This window comes from Clostridium sp. E02, from assembly GCF_003833015.1.
Lineage (GTDB): Bacteria > Bacillota > Clostridia > Lachnospirales > Lachnospiraceae > Lacrimispora.
In genome coordinates, this window is record NZ_RJLQ01000012.1 from 57,059 (window position 1) to 80,438 (window position 23,380).

22 protein-coding genes and 1 other annotated feature are annotated in these 23,380 nt (G+C 42.0%); of the genes, 15 read left to right on the forward strand and 7 right to left on the reverse strand.

The window, feature by feature from the left end; all coding sequences use genetic code 11:
- Window positions 1-41 precede the first annotated feature (41 nt).
- Genes trpA through EFT72_RS10540 form a run of 7 tightly spaced genes read right to left on the reverse strand, consistent with a single transcriptional unit; the run spans window position 42 to window position 6,498 of the window.
- On the reverse strand, window positions 42-815 hold the full coding sequence (gene trpA, locus EFT72_RS10510) for a tryptophan synthase subunit alpha (RefSeq protein ID WP_124066865.1): 774 nt from the start codon (window positions 813-815) through the stop codon (window positions 42-44).
- A complete protein-coding gene (trpB, locus tag EFT72_RS10515; protein ID WP_124066866.1) occupies window positions 808-1,992 on the reverse strand; it encodes a tryptophan synthase subunit beta in 1,185 nt (394 codons plus the stop codon). The genes trpA and trpB overlap by 8 nt, the downstream gene beginning before the upstream one ends.
- Window positions 1,938-2,624, reverse strand: a complete 687-nt coding sequence (locus EFT72_RS10520; RefSeq protein WP_164473131.1) for a phosphoribosylanthranilate isomerase — start codon at window positions 2,622-2,624, stop codon at window positions 1,938-1,940. The genes trpB and EFT72_RS10520 overlap by 55 nt, the downstream gene beginning before the upstream one ends.
- On the reverse strand, window positions 2,621-3,418 hold the full coding sequence (gene trpC / locus EFT72_RS10525; protein WP_124066867.1) for an indole-3-glycerol phosphate synthase TrpC: 798 nt from the start codon (window positions 3,416-3,418) through the stop codon (window positions 2,621-2,623). The genes EFT72_RS10520 and trpC overlap by 4 nt, the downstream gene beginning before the upstream one ends.
- On the reverse strand, window positions 3,415-4,434 hold the full coding sequence (gene trpD / locus EFT72_RS10530; protein WP_124066868.1) for an anthranilate phosphoribosyltransferase: 1,020 nt from the start codon (window positions 4,432-4,434) through the stop codon (window positions 3,415-3,417). The genes trpC and trpD overlap by 4 nt, the downstream gene beginning before the upstream one ends.
- A gap of 13 nt (window positions 4,435-4,447) precedes the next feature.
- Complete coding sequence (locus EFT72_RS10535) at window positions 4,448-5,017, reverse strand: aminodeoxychorismate/anthranilate synthase component II (protein ID WP_124066869.1); 570 nt, start codon at window positions 5,015-5,017, stop codon at window positions 4,448-4,450.
- Window positions 5,017-6,498 (reverse strand): anthranilate synthase component I family protein, encoded by a 1,482-nt coding sequence (locus tag EFT72_RS10540; RefSeq protein WP_124066870.1) that lies wholly within the window; start codon window positions 6,496-6,498, stop codon window positions 5,017-5,019. The genes EFT72_RS10535 and EFT72_RS10540 overlap by 1 nt, the downstream gene beginning before the upstream one ends.
- A gap of 63 nt (window positions 6,499-6,561) precedes the next feature.
- Window positions 6,562-6,825, reverse strand: a binding site (T-box leader).
- Between the two features lie 199 nt (window positions 6,826-7,024).
- On the opposite strand from EFT72_RS10540, the gene EFT72_RS10545 reads away from it, so the two are divergent.
- The 15 genes from EFT72_RS10545 (at window position 7,025) to EFT72_RS10615 (ending at window position 23,363) form a co-directional block, all read left to right on the forward strand.
- The gene (locus EFT72_RS10545; RefSeq protein ID WP_124066871.1) at window positions 7,025-7,789 is read left to right on the forward strand and encodes a hypothetical protein; all 765 of its coding nucleotides are present in this window, start codon (window positions 7,025-7,027) and stop codon (window positions 7,787-7,789) included.
- A 228-nt stretch (window positions 7,790-8,017) separates the two neighbouring features.
- Window positions 8,018-8,812 carry a pyrroline-5-carboxylate reductase gene (proC, locus tag EFT72_RS10550; RefSeq protein ID WP_124066872.1) on the forward strand — a complete coding sequence of 265 codons (795 nt, stop codon included), beginning with the start codon at window positions 8,018-8,020 and terminating at the stop codon, window positions 8,810-8,812.
- A gap of 16 nt (window positions 8,813-8,828) precedes the next feature.
- A complete protein-coding gene (locus tag EFT72_RS10555; RefSeq protein WP_124066873.1) occupies window positions 8,829-9,377 on the forward strand; it encodes an NUDIX hydrolase in 549 nt (182 codons plus the stop codon).
- Window positions 9,378-9,449: 72 nt separating this feature from the next.
- On the forward strand, window positions 9,450-10,022 hold the full coding sequence (locus tag EFT72_RS10560) for a stage II sporulation protein M (RefSeq protein ID WP_124066874.1): 573 nt from the start codon (window positions 9,450-9,452) through the stop codon (window positions 10,020-10,022).
- 231 nt (window positions 10,023-10,253) lie between these two features.
- Window positions 10,254-11,141 carry a site-specific tyrosine recombinase gene (locus EFT72_RS10565; RefSeq protein ID WP_124066875.1) on the forward strand — a complete coding sequence of 296 codons (888 nt, stop codon included), beginning with the start codon at window positions 10,254-10,256 and terminating at the stop codon, window positions 11,139-11,141.
- 152 nt (window positions 11,142-11,293) lie between these two features.
- Complete coding sequence (locus EFT72_RS10570; RefSeq protein WP_124066876.1) at window positions 11,294-11,818, forward strand: adenine phosphoribosyltransferase; 525 nt, start codon at window positions 11,294-11,296, stop codon at window positions 11,816-11,818.
- A gap of 188 nt (window positions 11,819-12,006) precedes the next feature.
- A complete protein-coding gene (locus tag EFT72_RS10575; protein ID WP_124066877.1) occupies window positions 12,007-12,915 on the forward strand; it encodes an AEC family transporter in 909 nt (302 codons plus the stop codon).
- A 56-nt stretch (window positions 12,916-12,971) separates the two neighbouring features.
- The gene (gene add, locus EFT72_RS10580) at window positions 12,972-13,967 is read left to right on the forward strand and encodes an adenosine deaminase (protein ID WP_124066878.1); all 996 of its coding nucleotides are present in this window, start codon (window positions 12,972-12,974) and stop codon (window positions 13,965-13,967) included.
- Between the two features lie 50 nt (window positions 13,968-14,017).
- Window positions 14,018-16,342 (forward strand): bifunctional (p)ppGpp synthetase/guanosine-3',5'-bis(diphosphate) 3'-pyrophosphohydrolase, encoded by a 2,325-nt coding sequence (locus EFT72_RS10585; protein ID WP_124066879.1) that lies wholly within the window; start codon window positions 14,018-14,020, stop codon window positions 16,340-16,342.
- A gap of 41 nt (window positions 16,343-16,383) precedes the next feature.
- On the forward strand, window positions 16,384-17,364 hold the full coding sequence (locus EFT72_RS19780; protein WP_124066880.1) for a CatB-related O-acetyltransferase: 981 nt from the start codon (window positions 16,384-16,386) through the stop codon (window positions 17,362-17,364).
- Window positions 17,365-17,404: 40 nt separating this feature from the next.
- Window positions 17,405-18,049: an MBL fold metallo-hydrolase gene (locus tag EFT72_RS10595; RefSeq protein ID WP_124066881.1), complete on the forward strand. Its 645-nt coding sequence runs from the start codon at window positions 17,405-17,407 to the stop codon at window positions 18,047-18,049.
- 22 nt (window positions 18,050-18,071) lie between these two features.
- Window positions 18,072-19,526, forward strand: coding sequence for a coproporphyrinogen dehydrogenase HemZ (gene hemZ / locus EFT72_RS10600; protein WP_124066882.1), 1,455 nt, complete (start codon window positions 18,072-18,074; stop codon window positions 19,524-19,526).
- A gap of 54 nt (window positions 19,527-19,580) precedes the next feature.
- Window positions 19,581-20,840, forward strand: coding sequence for a histidine--tRNA ligase (gene hisS / locus EFT72_RS10605; protein ID WP_124066883.1), 1,260 nt, complete (start codon window positions 19,581-19,583; stop codon window positions 20,838-20,840).
- Window positions 20,841-20,862: 22 nt separating this feature from the next.
- Entirely contained in the window at window positions 20,863-22,653 is a 1,791-nt protein-coding gene (gene aspS, locus EFT72_RS10610; protein WP_124066884.1) for an aspartate--tRNA ligase, read from the forward strand.
- Between the two features lie 107 nt (window positions 22,654-22,760).
- Window positions 22,761-23,363, forward strand: coding sequence for a GNAT family N-acetyltransferase (locus tag EFT72_RS10615; protein WP_243109995.1), 603 nt, complete (start codon window positions 22,761-22,763; stop codon window positions 23,361-23,363).
- Window positions 23,364-23,380 lie beyond the last annotated feature (17 nt).

Here is a 23,380-nt window from a genome sequence, read left to right on the forward strand (position 1 = left end):
GTGTAGCACTGGAATTTAGGACTGTCAAGGAATTTTACCGATCAACGAACGATAGCAGCCTTCATATTCCGAATATAATCGCAGATCGGTGGGATGCATTCATGTCCATATTTGGCAGCTATTTTTACTATGGCACTGCCGACGATGATACCATCTGCTTTCTGACTGAGTTCCTTTGCCTGTTCCGGGGTGGAGATCCCAAAACCAATGGCACAGGGGATGTCGCTTACTTCTTTTACGCAGGAAACCATCTCTCCAATGTCGGTGGTGATTTCATTTCTGACTCCGGTTACTCCCATGGAAGATACACAGTAGACAAATCCTTCCGCCTCAGCGGCAATGGTGTGGATTCGATCGCTTGAGGTAGGGGCGATTAGAGAAATTAACTGGATTTTGTACTTGTGGCAGATAGGCAAAAGTTCGTCTTTTTCCTCATAAGGAAGATCTGGAACAATAAGGGCATCCATGCCGCATTCTGCCATTTTCTCGATAAAGCGCTGGCTTCCATATACAAACACAGGATTCATATAAGTCATAAAGGCAAGAGGAACATCGGTTTTTTCCCGAATGCGTTTGATGGATTCAAAAATCTTATCCGTTGTTGTGCCCATAAGAAGTGCCCGTTGATCCGCCTCTTGAATGACAGAACCTTCTGCCACTGGATCGGAAAATGGAATCCCGATCTCAATGATATCTGCACCCGCTTCTGCCATGGCAGGAACCAGCTGTTCTGTAATGGAAAGATCAGGATCCCCAGCCGTAATAAATGGGATAAACGCCTTCCCGTTTGCAAATACTTGACTGATTCTATTCATAGATGTCAACCCCCTTATATCGTGCAATTGCTGCCACGTCTTTGTCTCCCCGCCCGGATAAATTAATGACAATGATTTGATCTTTACTCATCTCTTTTGCCGCTTTCATTGCATACGCAATTGCATGAGCGCTTTCAATGGCAGGAATGATTCCTTCCATGCGGGACAAATACTCAAACCCTTCCACCGCTTCTTGATCGGTTACTGGTACATAGTCCGCCCGTTTGGAATCAAAAAGCGCCGCGTGTTCCGGTCCGATTCCAGGATAGTCAAGTCCGGCAGAGATGGAGTATACCGGTGCGATCTGACCGTATTCATCCTGACAGAAATAAGATTTCATTCCATGAAAAATTCCAAGCGTTCCATTGGATATAGTGGCGGCATTTTTGTCTGTGTGAATTCCGTGTCCGGCTGCTTCGCATCCCACTAGTTTCACAGACGTATCATGTATAAATTCATAAAACAAACCCATGGCATTGCTTCCACCTCCCACACAGGCGAGGAGAAGATCTGGCAGCTTTCCTTCCACTTTCTGGATCTGTGTACGAACTTCTTTGCCAATGATACTCTGAAAATCACGGACAATCGTAGGGAAGGGGTGAGGCCCCATAACGGATCCAAGGACATAATGGGTGTCTTTAACCCGGTTGGTCCATTCCCGCATGGTTTCGTTTACCGCATCTTTTAACGTCTGCGTTCCACTGGTTACCGGATGAACTTTAGCACCTAATAGTTCCATTCGAAAGACATTTAGAGCCTGACGCTCTGTGTCTTCCTTCCCCATATAGATTTCACACTCCATATTCATAAGAGCAGCGGCAGTGGCAGTTGCGACTCCGTGCTGGCCTGCTCCGGTTTCTGCAATTACTCTTGTTTTCCCCATGCGTTTGGCAAGAAGAACCTGACCCAGTGCATTGTTAATCTTATGAGATCCAGTGTGGTTTAAATCTTCTCGCTTTAAATAAATTTTGGCACCATTTAAGTCCTCCGTCATCTGTTTGGCATAATAAAGCAGAGAAGGTCTTCCGGTATACGTTTCATGGAGGGTCATAAGTTCTTTTTGAAATGTTTCGTCCTGGCGGTACGTTTCATATGCCAGTTCCAGTTCGTTGACTGCATTCATCAGGGTTTCGGGGATAAATTGTCCTCCGTGTTGTCCAAATCTTCCTTTTGACATATTGATTCACTCCTTATTCTTCGTATGATTTCTTTGATCTTTTCCGAGTCTTTTTTTCCATTTGTTTCCACAGAACTGCTCACATCCAGACAGAACGCATCTGTTTTCATGGCTTTTAAAAGATTTGCCTGGTTGATGCCTCCTGCTAAGAACCAGGGTTTTTGAACGAGAGGGATGAAATCCCAGTCAAAGGAGATTCCAGTCCCTCCCTTGACATCCTTTACATAAGAATCAAATAAAAGATAATCCACAGGAAGGGTTTCACTCTGTAAGATGTCTTCTTTTTTTCTTACCCGTATAGCTTTTATCACAGGGATATAAGAGGGAAGACGTTGTCTTAAATTTTCTATATAAGTGCGATCTTCGTCCCCGTGGAGCTGGATCATTGTTATGATCTTTTTGTCAACCAAAGATACAATCTCCGGAATCGGGTTATGAACAAAGACACCTACAACTGGAATGCCTCCATGGATAAGCTGACTTAATTCCATTGCTTGTTCAGCGTTTACCTGTCGTTTCCCTGGGGCAAATACAAATCCTGCGTAATCCGGTTTCCATAGATTTACTGCCTCAATGTCTTCTTTACAAGTCAGACCACAGATTTTGATTCGTTTTGTTTTATTAATTCTCATAAAGCCTCCTGAAAGGAACGAATGATCCGTTTTTTGTCTGGAGAACGCATCAGGCTTTCCCCGATTAAGACACCGTTTACTCCGGCTTGAGACAAGAGCCGAATATCATCTGGAGTCTTAATTCCGCTTTCGGCTATAAAAGGAATATTCCGGGGAACTCGGTTACGTAGCCGGATGGAATTTTGCAGATCCACGGTAAATGTCTTTAAATTGCGATTGTTAACGCCAATGAGCCTGGCTCCTGCTTCTAGCGCAGAGTCAATCTCTTGTTCGTCGTGAGCTTCCACGAGAGCGCTCATGGAAAGGCGGTCGCAGATCTTTATGCATTCTCGGATCTCGTTGGTATCTAAAAGGGCACAGATTAGTAGTACGGCAGAGGCTCCAAGGACCTTTGCTTCATAGATCTGGTAAGGATCTACGGTAAAATCTTTTCGAAGCAGAGGGAGGCTGACAAACTGGCTGATTTCCGTTAGATATTCGTCCTTTCCCAGAAAATAATCTGGTTCCGTCAATACGGAGATGGCATCGGCACCAGCTTCTTCGTATTCTTTCCCAATGGCAACGTAAGGAAAGTCTTCGGCAATGAGTCCCTTTGATGGAGATGCCCGTTTGACCTCGCAGAGAAAGGAGAGAGAGGGAGATGCCATGGTTTGCTCGAAGAGGAACTCTTTTTCCCCCTTACTTGACAGCTCATAAGTCTTGTAAGCCATTGCTTCCATATCTTCAAAGGATACTCTGGATTTTAAAACTTCCACTCGCTTTTTTGCAGCATCTGCAAGGGTATCAAGGATCATAGAGCCACCTCATTCACTGCGGCAACAAATTCATCTAATTTTGCAGAAGCTTTCCCAGAATCAATCAGATCTTCTGCCCTTTTGATACAATCGAATATGCTGCAGTTATCCATTCCAAGATATAGGCTCAGTGCGGAATTTAAAAGAACAATATCCCGTTTTGGTCCATGAAGGGTTCCTGTGAGGATGTCTCTGGTGATTGTTGCATTTTCCTCTGGAGTGCCCCCTTTTAGATCAGACAGGGAGCACCTGCTTAGACCAAACTCTTCTGGGGTAATGTCATATAGGGTGAGCGTTCCAAAGCGGATTTCACACACATGGGTGGGACCGGTAACGGTTGCTTCGTCTAGTCCGTCGGCTCCGCACACCACCAGTCCTCGCGTTACACCAAGGTTACTTAGTACCTGAGCAAGAGGTTCCACCAGCTTTCGGTCGTAGACTCCTAATAACTGCATGGTAGCACCGGCTGGGTTAGAAAGGGGACCTAGAATATTAAAAATAGTCCGTATGCCCAGCTCTTTTCGGACAGGAGCGGCGTATTTCATAGAACTATGGTATGCCTGGGCAAAAAGGAAACACATGCCGGTTTCTTTTAATACAATCCCAGATTGTTCTGCCGTTAAATCTAACTTCACTCCCAGATGCTCTAATACATCGGCTGCCCCACTTTTGCTGGAAACGCTTCGGTTTCCATGCTTGGCGACAGGTACTTTGCCGGAAGCGACTACAAAGGCACTGGTGGTGGAGATATTAAAGGTGCCTGCTTCATCCCCACCGGTTCCTACGATGTCAATGACAGGAAAGTCAGGTTTCAGTTTCATAGCTTTTTCTCTCATCACAGATGCACATGCGGTGATTTCATCAATGGATTCTCCTTTCATACGGAGTCCGGTTAAAAAAGCCGCCATCTGGGCAGGCGTCGTTTCTCCATTCATGATTTCATTCATGACTTCCTTGGCTGCGTCATAACTTAGATTCTGCCCTGTGATAACTTCATGGATTGCCTTTTGAATCATAGCTGTTCCTCCTTTACTTAATGGATAAAAAATTGGTCAATATGGTCATGCCATCCGGTGTCAGAATGGATTCAGGGTGAAACTGAAGCCCATAGATGGGAAAGTCTTTATGTCTGACTGCCATGATTTCTCCGGTGTCGTCTGTTCCGATGATCGTTAGACAGTCAGGAATGGAATCCTTCTCGGCTACAAGGGAGTGATATCTGGCAGCTAGAATGTTTGGCAAAAGCCCATTAAAGATAGGATCGGTTGGATCAATGGTGATCTGGCTTTGTTTCCCATGCATCCGTTTTTTTGCTGGAACAATTTTGGCCCCAAACACTTCACAAATTCCCTGGTGTCCCAGGCATACCCCCAGAGTGGGAATGGTTTGAGAAAGGGTTTTAATTATTTCTTCACAAATACCAGCATCTTTTGGATAGCCAGGACCAGGAGAGAGGATGATCTGATCAGGCTGAAGAGCTTTTACTTCCTCCAAAGTCTTGGCGTCGTTTCGAATTACATAAATATCTGGTTCAATGGAACCAAAATACTGAACCAGGTTGTAGGTAAAGCTGTCATAATTGTCAATGAATAAAATCATCAGTCATTCACCTCCCAGGCAGACTCTAAGGCTTTAATTACTGCCTTTGCCTTATGTCCCGATTCCTCGTATTCTAAGTCGGGTACGCTGTCAGCTACAATACCACCACCGGCCTGTACGGTTACCTCTTCCCCATATTTGACCGCCATTCGTATGGCAATGCAAGTGTCCATATTTCCAGTAAAATCGATATATCCAAGGGCCCCACCATAGATCCCTCTGGGTTCTTGTTCCAGTTCTTCAATGATTTCACATGCACGGATTTTAGGGGCGCCAGAAAGCGTACCAGCTGGAAGGACTGCTTCTATGGCAGAAAAGGCATCGCAGTCCGGTTTTATGTTTCCTTCCACTTGAGAGCAAATGTGCATAATACGGGAATACTTGTGGATCATCTTGTATTCGGTTACTTCTACGGTGGAAAAGTTTGATATTTTACCTAAGTCATTTCTTCCTAGATCCACCAGCATATTGTGCTCTGCAAGCTCCTTTTCGTCAGATAGAAGTTCTTCTTCCAGTTTTTTGTCCTCTTGTGCATCTTTGCCTCTGGGTCTGGAACCGGCCACCGGGAACGTAGTCAGTCTGCCGTCAACCAACCGGACCAGGGTTTCTGGAGAGGTACTAATAATCTCCAGAGAATCCATATGAAGGTAAACCATGTAAGGGGATGGGTTGGTGGTCCGCAGTACCCGGTAGGGATTTAAGAGACTATCGGTCCAGGGAGTGGTAAAGGTTCTGGATAAGACAGCCTGAAAAATATCACCATTACCGATGTATTCTTTCGCTTTTTTTACCATCTGGCAATATTCATCCTTGGACAAACTGCATTGAAAATCGGTCCGGCTTTTGACGTTTGATGGGGCAAGAGGTGTTTCCTCGTGGATCATACGGGAGATTTGTTCTAGTTTGGCGCATGCAGCCCCATAATTTTCCATCACTTGATCTGTTTTCATATTTACTACGATGCTGATGCTTTGTTTTAAGTGGTCATAGGCAATCACGGTATCAAAAAGCATGAGGTCAAAATCGTTTAATGCCCCTTTTTTAATCGACAGTTTCGGCTCTGCATAACCAATCATACGATAGGCAAAATACCCCACGAACCCTCCGGTAAAAGGGGGAAGACCAGGAAGTTTGGGAGACTTATAATCCGTTAGGATATCCCGCAGCACATCATAGGGAGAATCCGTTTTTAAGATCGTTTCTGTTTGGACGTTGTCAGTTGTTTCAAAATTTTTAACCGTTACCTTGTGATTGTTTGCGCTGACTTTAAGAATGGGATCAAAGCCCAGGAAGGAATAGCGTCCCCAGGTTTCTCCGCCCTCAATGCTTTCTAGCAGATAATACTGTTTGCTCAATGCTCCGATTCTACGAAGCAGAGTAATAGGGGTAACATTGTCTGCAAATATCTGTTTGCAGATCGGGATTACGGAGTAGGAAGCAGCCAGTGCTTCTATCTCTTTGCATTCCGGAATTAAACTCATAGCCATAGACTCCTTTCTTTTATGAATAAAAAAAGCTCCCGCCCCTTACCCAGTTTTCCTGGAATAAGGGACGGAAGCTTATCGTTACACGCTCCGCGGTACCACCCTGATTAGAGAAGATAGACTTCTCCCACTTTTAGCACACGAACATGTGCCTCCCCTTGATAACGGATAGGAAACCCGTCGACATCTACTTCCAGTATCCATACTGGTTTCAAGCCGCCCTCGCAGATCCATTCAGATCAGATATCAACGTTTCCTCTCACCAACCGGAAACTCTCTGTGCATGATCGTGTGTTCTTACTTACTCCTGCTCAACAGTTTTACACTTTGCTTTGCTACAGTATATGAGATTAAATTTAAAATGTCAATACTAAATTTAAAAATCTGTGGATTCTTATGATTCATTTATGATAATGTCCTAGTGTATCACAAATGATTATGTCCCAATTAGTAGTTCATATATTATAATAGAACCTCATGACTTAGAAATGAGGTGGACACAATCAGAAAGGTATTACTAACAATGGATGAAAACCAAAAGTACGAGGTCATTAAAAAACTCGTAGACACAAATGGCAATAAAAAAACAGCTGCGCTTAAAATAGGTTGTTCAGATCGACACATCAATCGCTTAATAAAGGGCTATCAAGAACAAGGTAAGTCTTTCTTTATTCATGGTAACCGCGGGCGACAGCCGGCCATTACCCTTCCTACAGATACCAAACAGTTAATCCTGGACTTATATCGTACCAAGTACAGTGACTGCAATCTGACCCATTACTCTGAACTTCTCAAAGAAAGAGAACATATCAGTGTATCTGTCAGTGCCATTACTTCTATTCTTAGAAAGGAATATATCCTTTCTCCTAAAGCAAACCGCTCATCAAAGAAAGCGGTAAAGAAAGCATTAAAGGCTATCCAATCAAGGACTAAGTCCAAAAAGAAAGCAGCTATTATTCAAAGTTCCATCATGGATCTTGAGGATTCCCATCCAAGGCACCCCAGATGTACGTATTTCGGTGAAATGCTTCAAATGGATGCGTCCCTACAGGGCACCACAGCAATGGTAATTAGATCATTCAACGGTGAACTCTTCAGTTGTATTGGTGAGCAGGTTTATGCACTTGAGTTACTTCCGGAACACAAGCCATCTTCAAAGGCATTTGATTTAGCGACCATTCCGGCAGTCCCAAAAAAGAAATACATACCTCCTATGAACCATCCATGGAGGCAGGCATCATTTGAAAAATATGCAAAAGGACAACGACACAGAAAAGAAATAGCCTAATTTACAAGCAGGTAACTGTAGTTTTATTAAAGTTACCCAAAAACTAATAGTACCTGGTTAAATCAAGCACCAGAAAACTGGTGCTTATGTTAAAACTTTTTCGGGACATTTTCAAAAACGGTTGACATACTAAATTTAAAAATCTGTGGATTCTTTGCATTGACATTTGTTAAAATGGTGTTAGAATGATGCTAATTGTTTTTTTGAAGAATAGAAGGAGGACATTATATGGCTGCGATAGGATTGATTGGAATCGGGAATATGGGACTTGCAATCGGGAAAGGTTTATTAAAATCTTATAAAAAAGAAGACATTGTTTTTACAGATAAATCAAAAGACTTGTGCAAAAAGGTTCATATAGAGACTGGGCTGCCGTTTGTTGAGAGCAATCAGGAATGTACCAAACAGGCCAAATACATCGTTTTAGCAGTTAAACCGCAGTACTTGGATTCGGTAATTTCGGAGATAAAAGAGGTGGTAACAAAAGATCATGTCCTCATTTCAATCGCACCAGGAATTACAACCACACAGTTAAAGGATAAGTTTGGGAAAGAAGTTCGGGTGGTACGTGCAATGCCAAACACCCCGGCTCTTTTGGGAGAAGGAATGACAGGGGTTTGCTATGACGAAACCTCATTCACTCCAGATGAGGGAAGGATCATTGAACAGATTTTTACCTCTCTTGGAAAGATGAAACTGGTGGAAGAACGGTTGATGAATGGGGTGGTTTGTGTCAGTGGAAGTTCCCCCGCTTTTGTCTATCTTTTTATTGAAGCACTGGCGGATAGCGGAGTGAAATACGGACTGCCAAGAGAGACTGCTTATGAGATGGCGGCCCAGGCGGTATATGGAAGTGCTAAGATGGTGATGGAGACAGGGGAGCACCCGGGAGCATTAAAGGACAAGGTCTGTTCCCCGGGGGGAACGACCATCGCTGGCGTTGCCGCACTTGAAGAATATGGATTTCGCAATGCCATAATGAAAGCAGCGGATGCCTGTTATCAAAAATGTGAGAACCTATAAGAATGGAGGAAAACAGATGAAAAACCAGCCGGTGAAACGATTAAATAGAACGTTACAGTATGAGGGCAGTATTTTAAAGATATATCAGGATACCGTAGATGCAAACGGACATCTGGCTCATTGGGATTTTATTCATCATAATGGGGCTGCGGCCGTAGTACCAGTAACGGAAGAAGGAAAAATCCTTATGGTACGTCAATACCGGAACGCAATGGACCGGTATACCCTTGAAATCCCTGCAGGGGGACTGGATTCACTGGAAGAATCAACCATCGACTGTGCGCAGAGAGAATTGGAAGAAGAAACCGGATTTAAAACGGAACAATCAAAGATGGAATTTTTGATCTGTGTCAATACTACGGTGGCATTTTGCGATGAAAAGATTGATATATACGTGGCAAGAGATCTAAAACCTTCCAAACAAAATTTAGATGAAGATGAATTCATTGAAGTAGAAGCGTGGACCCTTTCGGATTTGGAAGATTACATTTATCAAGGGAAAATTACGGACGGGAAAACCATTGCAGCGATTTTTGCATACGCAAGAAAATTAAACCGAGATTAAAACTCGGATTGGAACCGAATAAAAACCCCTTTTCTGGCATAAATTGTGACAAGACCAGGAAGGGGATTTTTAATGGCCAGTATTCGAAGTCAAGGGTTGAAAGGATTTCAGTGGCAAACGGGAAAAGGGAACGTTCAGGACAGGTATCTTTTCTTCTTTTTTGCAGGTTTGGCAGTTGGTACGGTTCTGGCAAATTTCTGGTATCCATCTTTTATAAATCAAGCTACCTATTATCTTGGATTGTTAGATCAAAATGCTACACTTAGTCAGGAACAAAAAGGAAGACTTTTTGGTCAGGTTTTAAGGCAGAGAGGGATTCAAGTTTTTGTTGCATGGCTGATTGGTTTGACGGCATATGCGGTTCCTCTTTTTTGCATCCTTACGGCCTCCATTGGATTTTCTATGGGGTTTGTGCTCTCTTTAATTACAGTCCAAAAAGGGCTGATGGGACTCCCTGTTTTTATTCTAACAGTCTTTCCACAATGCCTTTGTTACCTGCCTGCTTTGGTCCTTTTATTGTTCTGGGGAACGCAAAAAGAGAAACGGTTTCCGGTTTTACCATTCTTTATTCTTGTGGTCTTGACCGTCGCAGGGAGCATGGCTGAGGCATGGATGAATCCATATTTTTTGAAAATTGTCTTTTAAAATGTAAAGAATCAAAAAAATAAACAGAAAAAATTATTGCCCCACTTTACCATATCTTGCGAAACAACGCTACATTCAACCAAGATATGGTATATTTTATGTAAAGTAGCTGGAACGGATTAAATTGGCAGGAAAAATGTGTTTGATTTTATCGAAAAGAGTCTATATAATGTTAGGAAGAAGCCTTATTTTAAGGGCATTTTTGATACCGGAAGGTTAGGGGATATAGATATGGTTGCAGAGATTGATTGTTTTATCATTTATTTGAGGGAGGTAAAAAAAACCTCAAAAAATACGGAGGTGTCTTATCATAGAGATTTGATGCAGCTGGCTTCCTATTTGGGACAGCAGGGGATTATGGAAGTGGACAAGGTAACAAGGACAAGTTTAAATTCTTATATCCTGTATCTGGAAAAGGAAGGAAGGGCAACCACGACTATATCACGTTGTTTGGCATCGATGAAAGCGTTTTTTCATTATGTATGCTCGGAAGGAAAGATCCGTAAAGATCCTGCGGAACTTTTAAAAGCTCCTAAAGTAGAGAAAAAAGCCCCTACTATATTGACCGTAGATGAAGTGAATTGTCTGCTTAGTCAGCCAGATGGGGATTCTGCAAAAGAGCTTAGAGACCGTGCCATGCTAGAATTATTATACGGGACCGGAATCCGGGTTTCAGAGCTGATTCATTTAAAAAAAGAAGATTTAAACCTTAGTGTGGGATACATCACCTGTCGGGATGAACACAAAGAACGGATGATTCCCTTTGGCAAAGTGGCCAAGCTTTCTTTGTCTGCTTATCTGGAACGAGGAAGAGAAGTTCTTCTTAAAAATCAGGAACAGGAATGGCTGTTTACGAATTGTAACGGCAAACCCATGAGCCGTCAGGGGTTTTGGAAGATCATTAAATTTTACGGAGCGAAGGCTGGGATTGATGCAGACATTACCCCTCATACGCTTCGTCATTCTTTTGCAGCTCACCTGCTTCGGAATGGAGCAGATATACATGCGGTACAGGCGATGCTGGGACATTCGGACATGGCAACCACGCAGATGTATATGAATTATACCAGAAAAGAGACGGTACGTAGTATTTACTCGGAAGCACATCCCAGAGGGTAATTACTGGTTATTTTTATGTTTTTTTGTGTATCTGACAGAAGGCAATCATATTATAAATTAAAAACAGTGTTTGCCTGGACTCGATCTTTGCGTTATAATGGGTAAGTTGGTTATTTTGGCAGCATTAATATTAAATCTAAGAGGTATAAAAAATGAAAAAACTTGAGGATTATGTCACAAGTATTCTGGATTTTCCGGAAGAGGGGATTATTTTCCGTGATGTGACTACAATTCTGGAAGATCCGGATGGGCTTACCATAGCTGTTGACGGAGTTCGTCAGATGTTAGAGGGAGTGGAATACGATTCGGTGATTGGACCAGAATCCAGGGGCTTTATTTTTGGTGTTCCCGTAGCCTATGCAGAGCATAAAGGGTTTATACCAGTTCGTAAGAAGGGGAAACTACCAAGAGAAGTACTTTCCGCAGATTATGCTCTGGAGTATGGGAAAGCTACAGTAGAGATCCACAAAGATTCTATCCGACCGGGTCAGAAAGTCGTGATCATTGATGATCTTATCGCTACAGGCGGTACTATTGAAGCGATTATTAAGCTGATTGAAGAACTTGGCGGAGAAGTGGTAAAAATCTGTTTTATCATGGAACTGGCAGGATTAAAAGGAAGAGAGAAACTTTCCGGATATGATGTCGAGTCCTTAATTACTTACGAAGGAAAATAAACAAGAATCAGAGAATCTGAAATGAGGTGACTTGTCGGCCACTGTAATTTTTAGGTTCTCTTTTCTTTTTTTATTCTTTCTTCCTATTGATTTTACTGAATTAAATATGATAGGATGAAGTAACTATAAATGTATACAATGTGCAACAAAAGAACCGACCATACCGACATGAAAAGAAGAGTGATCCGATGATAGATAGTAATCTTATAAACCTCCAAGGCATGTTGTTTTTATTAGCCGCAACTGGCGTTCTACTTAGAAAGTTAAACATATTGCCGGAAAGTGCGAAACCGGTATTGACAGATCTGGTTATTGATGTGATTTTACCCTGTAATATCATCAATTCCTTTCTGATTGAATTTAATATGGAGATCCTGAAAGGATTTGCTGTAATCCTTCTGATTGCCGCCCTGATCCAAGTGGGGTGCTTGATTTTTGCCAATACGCTTTATAACAAAGAAAAAGAAGGGCGTAAGAAGGTACTACAGTATGGAACCGTATGTTCCAATGCTGGTTTTATGGGAAATCCCATTGCCGAAGGAATCTATGGGGCCGAAGGACTGATGTATGCCTCTATTTTCCTGGTACCACAAAGAATTGTTATGTGGTCTGCCGGAGTTTCTTATTTTACAGAAAGTCCGGATCGGAAGACTGTATTTAAAAAAGTGGCAACTCACCCTTGTATTGTTGCGGTTTATATTGGGCTATTTTTTATGGTTACCCAGATCTCCCTTCCGTTTTTTGTGACCAATACCATAAAAACCGTTGGAAACTGTACCACTGCGATTTCTATGATCTTGATTGGCACCATCCTGGCAGAAGTAAAACCAAAGACCTTATTAGACCGTGGAATTATAAAATATACCCTGATTCGGCTTTTCTTCATCCCACTGTTGGTGTTTATCTTCTGCCGGATGTTTCCGGTTCCCCCCCTCCTATCTGGAGTATCGGTTCTCTTAACTGGAATGCCGGCCGGTAGTACTACGGCGATATTGGCGGCCAAATATGATGGCGATTACATATTTGCCACCAAATGTGTGGTAGTCACGACCCTATTGTCGTTGTTTACCATTCCACTGTGGTGTATGGTTTTGTAACACAAAACAAATCAAATGTGGTAAAATGTTTTCAAAGAAGAAAAGGAGGGATTTTAATGAGTCGATTCGAAACAGACCTACACCTACATTTAGATGGTTCCCTATCGGTTGATGTAGTTAAAAAGCTTGCCATGCAGATTGGTTATGATTTTGCCGGACAGGAGATAAATAAATATCTAACGATTCCCGATACCTGTAACAGTCTTGTGGATTATTTGAAGTGTTTTGAACTTCCAGGAAAACTGTTGCAGACAAGAGAAGGATTGGAACTTGCCAGCGAGGATTTAGCCAGACGGCTTTCTGATCAGGGAGTGATATATGGCGAGATCCGATTTGCGCCTCAGCTTCACACGCGGAAAGGTCTTACGAAAGAACAGACGATTGAAGCGGTCAGAAAAGGACTCCAAAAGGGAATGGAAAACAGATCCATAAAATTAGAGATTTTGTTATGTTCCATGGTAAACGGATCGGACAAAGACAACGAGGAAACGTTTGAACTTGCTGCCGCTTATCTTCAGAAAGGGGTCGTGGGGGTCGATATTGCTGGACCAGAAGGAATGATTCCCATGTCTCATTTTAAACCACTTTTTCATAAGGTATATCAAAAGAACATTCCCTTTACCATACATGCAGGGGAATGTGGGGATAATGAAAATATTAAAAAGGCGGTATCCTATGGAGCGAAAAGAATTGGTCATGGCTGTGCAGCCATTCAATCAGAATCTTGTATGGAACTGCTAAAAAAGGAAAAAATCACGTTAGAGATGTGTGTGGTCAGTAATCTACAGACAAAAGCAGTTCCATCCATTGACGCGCATCCACTAAAAGCCTTTTATGATCGGGGAATCCATGTAACCTATAATACAGATAATATGACTGTCTCCAATACGACGCTGTCAAAAGAAGCGGAACTAATCAAAAAACATATGGGCTTTACAGATGCGGATTTACAGAAGATGAACCGGTATGCATTGGAGGCCTCATTTTTAGAGGAAGCGGAGAAAGAAAAAATAATTGCAATTTTCGACAAGAATAATTATAATGAATGTTAACTACGTTTAAAATCAGTAAAAATAGGAGTGTTACAAGAAGGTGATGGCATATGGCAGATAATCCAAAGATGGAAAACAAGAATTTGGCAGCTTTACAAAACGAGCAGAAAGAAATTCAAAAGCTGGATGCAGACCTGGAGGCTCCGGCTGATTTTACCAGTCCAAATGTGCTCTATAAAGAGCTGGTGGCAAGCATAAAGAGGTATCATCCATCGGATGACATCTCCATGATCGAGAGAGCCTATCACATTGCAGATGATGCGCATAAGGAACAGCTGCGTAAGTCTGGAGAACCATATATCATACACCCCCTCTGTGTTGCCATTATTTTGGCTGATCTAGAGATGGACAAGGAAACCATTGTCGCAGGAATTCTTCATGATGTGGTAGAAGACACCGTTATGTCCTTAGATGAGCTGAAAGCTGAATTTGGGGAAGAAGTGGCTCTCTTGGTAGATGGAGTTACGAAGCTGACCCAAATCTCCTGGTCCATGGATAAGATGGAGATTCAAGCAGAGAACTTAAGAAAGATGTTCCTTGCCATGGCAAAGGATATCCGTGTAATTATCATCAAACTTGCAGACCGGCTTCATAATATGCGTACGCTAAAATACATGAAACCAGAAAAACAGAAGGATAAGGCAAAAGAGACCATGGAGATCTATGCTCCCCTTGCCCATCGTCTTGGTATTTCTAAGATCAAGATCGAACTGGATGATCTGTCGTTAAAATATCTGCATCCAGATGTTTATTATGAATTGGCAGAAAAAATATCATTAAAAAAGGATGCCAGAGAATACTTTGTAAAGAGCATTGTAGATGAGGTGAGAGATCACTTAAATAGCTCTGGGATCGAAGCAAGTATCGACGGACGGGTAAAGCACTTCTTTAGTATCTACAAAAAGATGGTGAACCAGAATAAGATGCTGGATCAGATCTACGATCTGTTTGCAGTTCGCATCATTGTAGACAATGTGAAAGATTGCTATGCAGCCCTTGGTGTGATTCATGAACTCTATAAGCCAATACCTGGTCGTTTTAAAGATTACATTGCTATGCCAAAACCCAATATGTATCAGTCTCTTCATACCACGTTAATTGGGAACAATGGTCAGCCCTTTGAGATTCAGATTCGGACATTTGAGATGCACCGGACGGCAGAGTTTGGAATCGCTGCTCATTGGAAATACAAAGAAATCGGAAGTGGCCAGGTGGCAGCAGGAAAAGAAGAAGAGAAATTAAGCTGGCTTCGTCAGATTCTGGAATGGCAGAAGGATATGTCCGATAACAAGGAATTCCTAAACATGGTAAAGGGCGATTTGGATCTGTTTTCAGACAGTGTTTATTGCTTTACACCTTCTGGAGATGTAAAGAATCTTCCAAGTGGTTCCACCCCCATTGATTTTGCTTATTCCATCCACAGTGCAGTGGGCAATAAGATGGTTGGTTCAAGAGTCAATGGAAAACTGGTAAACATTGATTATGTGATTCAAAATGGGGATCAGGTGGAAGTCATCACCTCTCAAAACAGCAAGGGACCAAGCAGAGATTGGCTGAACCTGGTGAAAAGTACACAGGCGAAGAATAAGATCAACCAGTGGTTTAAGACAGAATTAAAAGAAGACAATATCCTCAAAGGCAAGGAGATGGTGGATCGCTACTGTAAGACAAAGGGCATCAACTATCCTGAAGTCAACAAGCCAGAATATCAGGAAAAGGTGATGAAACGCTATGCGTTTCGAGATTGGGATTCGGTTCTTGCTTCCATCGGTCACGGTGGTTTAAAAGAGGGCCAGGTCATCAATAAGATGGTAGATGAACGGGATAAGAAATTAAAGAAACAGGTTACGGACAGCACCATCTTAAATGATATAGAAGACATGGGCAATAAGATGCCTCTTAAAAGAAGGTCTGGCAGTGGAATTGTCGTTAAGGGAATTCATGATTTGGCGGTCCGCTTCTCCAAGTGCTGCAGCCCGGTACCAGGAGATGAGATCATTGGGTTTGTAACCAGAGGAAGAGGGATTTCCATTCATAGAACGGATTGTGTCAATGTGTTTAATTTACCGGAGGATGAGAGAAACCGGTTGATTGATGCAGAGTGGCAAGAGAACGAAGGTGAGGACACCAAAGAACGATATTCATCGGAAATAAAGATTTATGCCAATAACCGGATCGGAATGTTTGTAGATATCTCCAAGGTATTTACAGAACGACAGATTGATATCACATCAATGAATTCCAGAACCAATAAACAGGGAAAAGCCACCGTCACCATGACATTTGATATCCATGGGGTTGAGGAGCTTGGGAAACTGGTGGATAAATTGAGACAAATCGAAGGTGTAATTGACATAGAGAGGACTGCGGGCTAACGCAGTTTTCTCTTTTTGTAGCGTGGAAGGGATGATGGACTATGGTTTATCCGGTAAAGTATAATCCACAGACAGTGAAAAGCCTGACAAAGCTGACGATGCCAGTAGAGGGAGAACGATTTCCCTTTATGCAGATCGATCGGGACAGCTATATTGTAGGAGCTGAGATACAATCAGGAATTAATTTTAATCTTTCATTAGGAGTTCACTGTATACAAATTGGAAAGTACTGTGCACTTGCAGATAATATCACCTTTCTGGTGGATCTAAATCACGATTATCGTTCTATCTTTCAGGGGAGTCCAGGATTTTTCAACCTTTCGCCTGTTCCCAAAACCAGAAAAAAAGGAACGGTGATCCTTCAAAATGACGTATGGATTGGCAGAGGGGTCACGATTATGAGTGGAGTTACCATTCACAATGGAGCTGTGGTTGGCGCAGAGAGTGTAGTAACAAAATCCATTCCTCCCTATGCCATAGCTGCTGGTAACCCAGCAAAAATTGTAGGGTATCGGTTTACAGAAGAGCAAAGAAACAAGCTCAATGCCATCGGTTGGTGGAACTGGTCAGAAGAACTTCTTCGTGACAGACAGGCAGACTTTCTGCTGCCAGTGGAGGCATTTACAGAGAAATATGACAAAGCCGCTGAGGAAGAATGGAATCAGGCAGAACCCATTGATCTTACCGATCTCCCAAAGAATATTCTATTGATTGCTGATGATAAAGAGCCTTTTTCTTTATGGGAACGGATCGTAACTGAGTTTATAAACAAGGGGGAAAAAGAATCCAGATTGATTGTCTATGCAGAAGAGGATCTATCTGCGTCCAAACATACCCCCCCATCGAATCAAGCAAATGTGGTATTTAAAACGGGAAGCAAAGAAGCGCTTCGGGGGCTTTTTGCAGGCTGCCAGTATTTTATTACCACAAGAAAAGAAGATAATATCTTGTGGACAGAGTATGCCAATCATTATGATACGAAATTACTGTATGGAACCGATATTCCCATATTTGCGGATTAAGATAGAAACGAAAAAAGAAACAAAAGATAGGAGAAAACATATGAGCGATTTTAGAATCAAAGCCTATCCAGTGGGGCAAATGGATACCAACTGTTATGTAATATACCGGGAATCATTACAAAAGGCAGTAATAATTGATCCGGGAGATGAAGGTGCATTTCTCCTGGATCGCCTGAATAAATTATCTGTGACTCCGGAAGCGATATTGTTAACACACGGTCATTTCGATCACATTATGGCAGTTCGTACCATCAAGGATGCATACCCAGAATGTAAAATTTACGCGGGAAAGTTGGAAAAAGATTTATTAGAAGATCCGGCTATTAATTTATCCGCTAATTTTGGAAAAGCATTGCAGATAAAACCTGATTTATACATGAATGATCAGGAGATACTTTCCCTTGCTGGTATCTCCTTCCGGGTTTTGTTTACGCCTGGTCATACTGGTGGCTCTGTCTGCTATCTGGTAGAGGAAGAAGGGGTTTTAATAAGCGGGGATACGCTTTTTTATCAATCTTTAGGCCGAACGGATCTCCCCACTGGAGATCAGCGTAAAATAATAAACTCCATCAAAGAGAAGCTTTACACACTGCCAGAAGATACCATGGTATACCCAGGGCATGGAGAAATTACGACGATTGCTCATGAGAAAGTATATAACCCGGTTGCGTTATATAGAGAATAAAGAATATGATAGGACTAAAAATATGATAGGATTAAGATTAGAGGACCCATCGTTTGAACAAGACATCAGAGAATTGCTTATGGCTTTTTTCCCTGGGGAACTGTTTGACCATGAAGAGGATAAAGAGATGGAATACCGGCTCCTTTTCTATGGGAAAACGAAAGACAATACGTTCATTTGTACCATAGAGGATCGGTTACAGGGAAAATCAAAGACATCCTCCGTCTTACTTACGAATAAGAATCGTCTGGAAACCAAGAATCAGATTAAGCGGCTTATTTACGGTATGGCAAAGGAACTCACCGGAAACTCCCTTCCCTGGGGGACGCTAACCGGAATCCGTCCCACGAAGATAGCCATGACGAAGCTTATAAATGGGGAAAGCCTAAAAGAAGTGAAACGGGATATAAAAGAGACATATCTGACCAGTGATCAAAAAGTGGATTTGAGTTTGGAAATCGCAGGGCGGGAACTTGACCTGATATCGAAATTTGATTATAAAAAAGGGTACAGCCTGTATGTGGGAATCCCATTTTGTCCTACGACATGTCTGTATTGTTCCTTCACTTCTTACCCCATCCGTCGTTGGGAAAGCCGGATGTCGGAGTATTTAGATGCTTTGGAAAAAGAACTTTCCTATGTGTCTCGTAGAATGGAAGGAACCCCTTTGCATACGGTCTATATCGGAGGGGGCACCCCCACTTCGTTAAGTGCGATGCATCTGGAAAGACTCATTACCCATATAAGAGAAACGTTTGATTTTTCTGAAGTTTTGGAATTTACCGTAGAGGCAGGGAGACCTGACAGCATTACAGAAGAAAAATTAAGGGTTTTAAAGGATTATGGAGTTACTAGAATTTCCATTAATCCCCAGACCATGAAACAGGAGACTCTTAACATCATTGGACGGCATCATACAGTTGACATGGTAAAGGAACAATTTTACCGGGCAAGGGATATGGGATTTGATAACATCAATATGGATTTGATCATCGGACTTCCAGATGAAGAGCTGTCAGATATTAAAAGAACGATGGAAGAGATCAAACGTTTAAATCCAGATGGAATTACCGTTCATTCTCTGGCAATCAAGCGAGCAGCCCGCCTTCGTATGTTCCGGGAACAATACGAAGACATCAAAATTACAAACACCCAGGAGATGATTGACTTAACCGCTTCCTATGCAAGGGAGATGGGACAGGAGCCGTATTACCTCTACCGCCAAAAAAACATGGCTGGAAATTTTGAAAATGTGGGCTATTCCAGACCGTCTAAAGCATGTATCTATAACATTCTAATCATGGAAGAAAAGCAAACCATTGTTGCATGTGGGGCAGGAACCTCGTCAAAGATACTGTTTCCGAAAGAAAACCGTCTGGAACGAGTGGAGAATGTAAAAGATGTGGAACAATATATGTCTAGAATCGATGAAATGATTGAAAGAAAAGAAAAAATGCTTGCAAAATTGGAAATGTAACTTACAATAGAAACAGGATTTATTTCTGTAGAATATAAAAATGGAGTGAATAATATGGCATTAAAAAAGAAACCGGTAACTGGGATGAAAGACATTCTTCCGGCTGAGATGCAGGTTCGTGACTATGTGATGAAGCAGATTCGGGAAACTTACGATGGATTTGGGTTTCAGTCCATTGAAACACCTTGTGTGGAACATATCGAAAACCTGACAAGCAAACAGGGCGGAGACAATGAAAAGCTGATTTTTAAAGTGATGAAGCGTGGAGATAAATTAAATCTTGATGCGGCACAGACAGAAAATGACTTGGTTGACAGCGGACTTCGGTATGATCTGACCGTTCCCTTATCCAGATATTATTCCAATCATGCAGCGGAATTACCAACCCCCTTTAAATCCCTGCAGATGGGAAGTGTATGGAGAGCAGACCGTCCCCAAAAAGGAAGATTTAGACAGTTTGTTCAGTGTGATATTGATATACTGGGAGATCCGTCCCGATTGGCAGAGATTGAACTGATTTTAGCGACCACGACGTTGCTTGGAAAGATTGGATTTAAAGGGTATACCGTAAGGATCAATGACCGAAATATTTTAAAGGGCATGGCAGCTTCCTGTGGATTTTCGGAAGAATCCTATGATCAGGTGTTTATCATTCTAGATAAGATGGACAAGATCGGAATGGACGGAGTGGCAAAAGAACTGGTAGAAGCCGGTTATGATGAAGATAATGTGAAAAAATACCTTGCACTTTTTGAACAGGTTACTCCAGATGCAAAAGGAGTCCGCAGTTTGAAAACGCTTTTAGATGGATCTATGGATCCGGAACAGGCAGAGAATCTGGCGGCAATGATAGACAGCGTAAGCCAGATTTCCAAAAGCCAGTTCCATATAGTATTTGATCCGACTCTGGTGAGAGGAATGTCTTATTACACAGGAACCATATTTGAGATCCAGGTGGAAGGATTCCCAGGTTCCGTAGGCGGTGGTGGCCGTTATGATAAGATGATCGGGAAATTTACTGGGATGGACACTCCGGCATGCGGATTTTCCATCGGATTTGAACGCATCATCACCATCTTGATGGACGAAGGATTTACCGTTCCAGGAAAAGAAGAGAAACTGGCAATCCTGATTGAAAAGGGCGTCAGCGATGAGGTGATGAACCATGCGGTGACGGAAGCCATGAACAAGAGAGAAAAAGGTTCCGTTGTCTTAGTTGCCCAGATGAATAAGAATAAAAAGTTCCAAAAAGAAAATCTGGAAAAAGAAGGCTACAATCAATTTAAAGAATATTATAAAGATGCTTTGAAATAAGTGAAAACAGCAGGAGGAAGTTATGGCAGAGTCAATGTTGGGGTTAAAAAGATCCCATAGATGTACAGAAGTTACCACAGCCAATGAGGGAAGTGAAGTAACAGTCATGGGTTGGGTCCAGAAAAGCCGAAACAAGGGCGGAATTATCTTTGTCGATTTAAGAGACCGATCGGGTCTTTTGCAGATCATTTTTGAAGAAAGCAATTGTGGAGAAGAGAATTTTCACAAAGCGGAAAAATTAAGAAGTGAGTTTGTTATTGCAGTAACTGGTGTGGTAGAAAACCGTTCCGGAGGAGTCAATGAGAATCTGGCGACTGGCAGCATCGAGGTGAGAGCAAAAAGCATAAGAATTCTTTCTGAATCCGAAACTCCTCCATTCCCTATTGAGGAAAACAGCAAAACGAAGGAAGAACTTAGATTAAAATACCGTTATCTGGATTTAAGAAGACCAGATATCCAAAAGAATATAAAAATTAGAAGCAAAGTTGCGACTTTGACACGTGCGTTTCTGGCAGAAGAAGGATTTTTAGAGATTGAAACCCCAACTCTGATTAAAAGTACTCCGGAAGGAGCTCGTGATTATCTGGTTCCAAGCCGTGTTCACAAAGGTGCTTTTTATGCGCTTCCTCAGTCTCCTCAGTTGTTTAAACAGCTTCTTATGTGCTCTGGATATGATCGTTATTTCCAACTAGCCAGATGTTACCGGGATGAGGATCTTCGAGCGGACAGGCAGCCAGAATTTACTCAGATCGACATGGAACTTTCTTTTGTGGATGTAGATGATGTTTTAAATGTGAATGAAAAACTGCTCAAGAAATTATTTAAAGAGATTTGTAATTTCGATCTTCCGCTTCCAATTACGAGAATGACTTGGAGAGAAGCCATGGACCGTTTTGGTTCCGATAAACCAGACTTGCGTTTTGGCATGGAATTAAAAGACGTTTCAGAAGTAGTAAAAGATTCAGAATTTGCTGTATTCAAAGGGGCACTTTCAAACGGTGGTACAGTCCGCGGAATCAATGCAGTGGGACAGGGCACCATGCCACGGAAAAAAATCGATGCACTGGTGGAATATGCCAAAGGATTTGGTGCCAAAGGTCTTGCTTACTTAGCGGTTAATGAGGATGGAACTTTTAAATCTTCTTTTGCAAAGTTTATGACAGAAGAAGAATTAAAGGCATTAACAAAAGCCATGGATGCAAAACCAGGAGATCTTCTTTTGTTTGCAGCAGACCGGAATAAGGTGGTATTTGATGTACTTGGTAATTTAAGATTAGAACTGGCAAGACAGCTGGATCTTTTGAAAAAGGATGATTTTAAGTTCTTATGGGTCACAGAATTCCCACTTTTAGAGTACTCAGAGGAACAAGGACGCTTTACTGCCATGCATCATCCATTTACCATGCCAATGGAAGAAGACTGGCACTTAATTGATACGGATCCAGGTGCAGTTCGGGCGAAAGCTTACGATATTGTATTAAATGGAACCGAACTTGGAGGTGGTTCTGTCCGAATTCATCAGTCCGATATTCAGTCAAAGATGTTAGAAGTTCTTGGATTTACAAAGGAACAGGCACAAGAACAGTTTGGCTTCCTGCTGGATGCATTCAAATTTGGTGTGCCTCCACATGCAGGTCTTGCTTATGGTCTGGATCGTGTAATCATGTTGATGGTAGGAGCAGATAGCATCCGTGACGTAATTGCATTCCCTAAAGTAAAAGATGCTTCTTGCCTGATGTCAGAAGCACCGACGGCTGTGGATCATAAGCAGCTAGATGAGCTGGGAATTGAAATCAGCCAAGAAGAATCATAGAAGAATAGTTAATAGGGATTCTACTGCCATAAAACCAATGGCAGGAGAATCCCTTTTTTGTCTCATAGGAAATTATGGTACAAATATGGTACAATAGAAGGAAAAGAATGAAAAAAGGAAAAAATCAGGAGATTCGTATGAAGTTATTAAAAAACCCAGCGGCTCGATTTGAAGAAATCAATCGTATTTATGAAGAAGCCTTTCCAGAGATTGAACGCAGAACCAAAGAAAAGCAGAGAGACTTACTGACCCATCCCTTATACCGGCTTCTAGCGATCGAGGAGGAAGGAGAGATTCAGGCATTTCTGGGATACTGGATATTGCCTGACTGTGTTTTTTTTGAACATCTGGCAACTGCAAAGAAATCCAGAGGGAAAGGATATGGGAAAGAACTGTTGAAAAGAGGATTAGATGGGCTAAATAAGCCGGTATTTCTTGAAATCGAACCAGTAACCCCCAAAGACCCCATAACTGAGAAACGTGCAGATTTTTATAAAAACATGGGATTTATAGTCAATCGTTTTCCTTATCTGCAGATGCCCTTAAAGCAAGGGGACAGACCAATTCCCTTGTGGATTGCAAGCTATAAACAGCCGATAAATGAGGAAACATTTCGGCCTTTTAAGAAGCAGATTTATGAGAATGTATACGGAATTAAAGGCGATTTATATCTTCACGAAATAGGAAAGGAGTACATATATTATATCTAGCAAGCAAAATATTCCCA

Coding starts and splice junctions, on each gene's coding strand:
- EFT72_RS10540 (WP_124066870.1), bottom strand. CDS start 6,498: ATGAGTTTAATTCCGGAATGCAAAGAGATAGAAGCACTGGCTGCTTCC.
- EFT72_RS10615 (WP_243109995.1), top strand. CDS start 22,761: ATGAAAAAAGGAAAAAATCAGGAGATTCGTATGAAGTTATTAAAAAAC.
- trpA (WP_124066865.1), bottom strand. CDS start 815: ATGAATAGAATCAGTCAAGTATTTGCAAACGGGAAGGCGTTTATCCCA.
- hemZ (WP_124066882.1), top strand. CDS start 18,072: ATGATAGGATTAAGATTAGAGGACCCATCGTTTGAACAAGACATCAGA.
- trpC (WP_124066867.1), bottom strand. CDS start 3,418: ATGATCCTTGATACCCTTGCAGATGCTGCAAAAAAGCGAGTGGAAGTT.
- EFT72_RS10560 (WP_124066874.1), top strand. CDS start 9,450: ATGGCCAGTATTCGAAGTCAAGGGTTGAAAGGATTTCAGTGGCAAACG.
- EFT72_RS10535 (WP_124066869.1), bottom strand. CDS start 5,017: ATGATTTTATTCATTGACAATTATGACAGCTTTACCTACAACCTGGTT.
- proC (WP_124066872.1), top strand. CDS start 8,018: ATGGCTGCGATAGGATTGATTGGAATCGGGAATATGGGACTTGCAATC.
- EFT72_RS10570 (WP_124066876.1), top strand. CDS start 11,294: ATGAAAAAACTTGAGGATTATGTCACAAGTATTCTGGATTTTCCGGAA.
- add (WP_124066878.1), top strand. CDS start 12,972: ATGAGTCGATTCGAAACAGACCTACACCTACATTTAGATGGTTCCCTA.
- EFT72_RS19780 (WP_124066880.1), top strand. CDS start 16,384: ATGGTTTATCCGGTAAAGTATAATCCACAGACAGTGAAAAGCCTGACA.
- EFT72_RS10575 (WP_124066877.1), top strand. CDS start 12,007: ATGATAGATAGTAATCTTATAAACCTCCAAGGCATGTTGTTTTTATTA.
- EFT72_RS10545 (WP_124066871.1), top strand. CDS start 7,025: ATGGATGAAAACCAAAAGTACGAGGTCATTAAAAAACTCGTAGACACA.
- EFT72_RS10555 (WP_124066873.1), top strand. CDS start 8,829: ATGAAAAACCAGCCGGTGAAACGATTAAATAGAACGTTACAGTATGAG.
- trpD (WP_124066868.1), bottom strand. CDS start 4,434: ATGATTCAAAAGGCAATCCATGAAGTTATCACAGGGCAGAATCTAAGT.
- hisS (WP_124066883.1), top strand. CDS start 19,581: ATGGCATTAAAAAAGAAACCGGTAACTGGGATGAAAGACATTCTTCCG.
- trpB (WP_124066866.1), bottom strand. CDS start 1,992: ATGTCAAAAGGAAGATTTGGACAACACGGAGGACAATTTATCCCCGAA.
- aspS (WP_124066884.1), top strand. CDS start 20,863: ATGGCAGAGTCAATGTTGGGGTTAAAAAGATCCCATAGATGTACAGAA.
- EFT72_RS10565 (WP_124066875.1), top strand. CDS start 10,254: ATGGTTGCAGAGATTGATTGTTTTATCATTTATTTGAGGGAGGTAAAA.
- EFT72_RS10595 (WP_124066881.1), top strand. CDS start 17,405: ATGAGCGATTTTAGAATCAAAGCCTATCCAGTGGGGCAAATGGATACC.
- EFT72_RS10585 (WP_124066879.1), top strand. CDS start 14,018: ATGGCAGATAATCCAAAGATGGAAAACAAGAATTTGGCAGCTTTACAA.
- EFT72_RS10520 (WP_164473131.1), bottom strand. CDS start 2,624: ATGAGAATTAATAAAACAAAACGAATCAAAATCTGTGGTCTGACTTGT.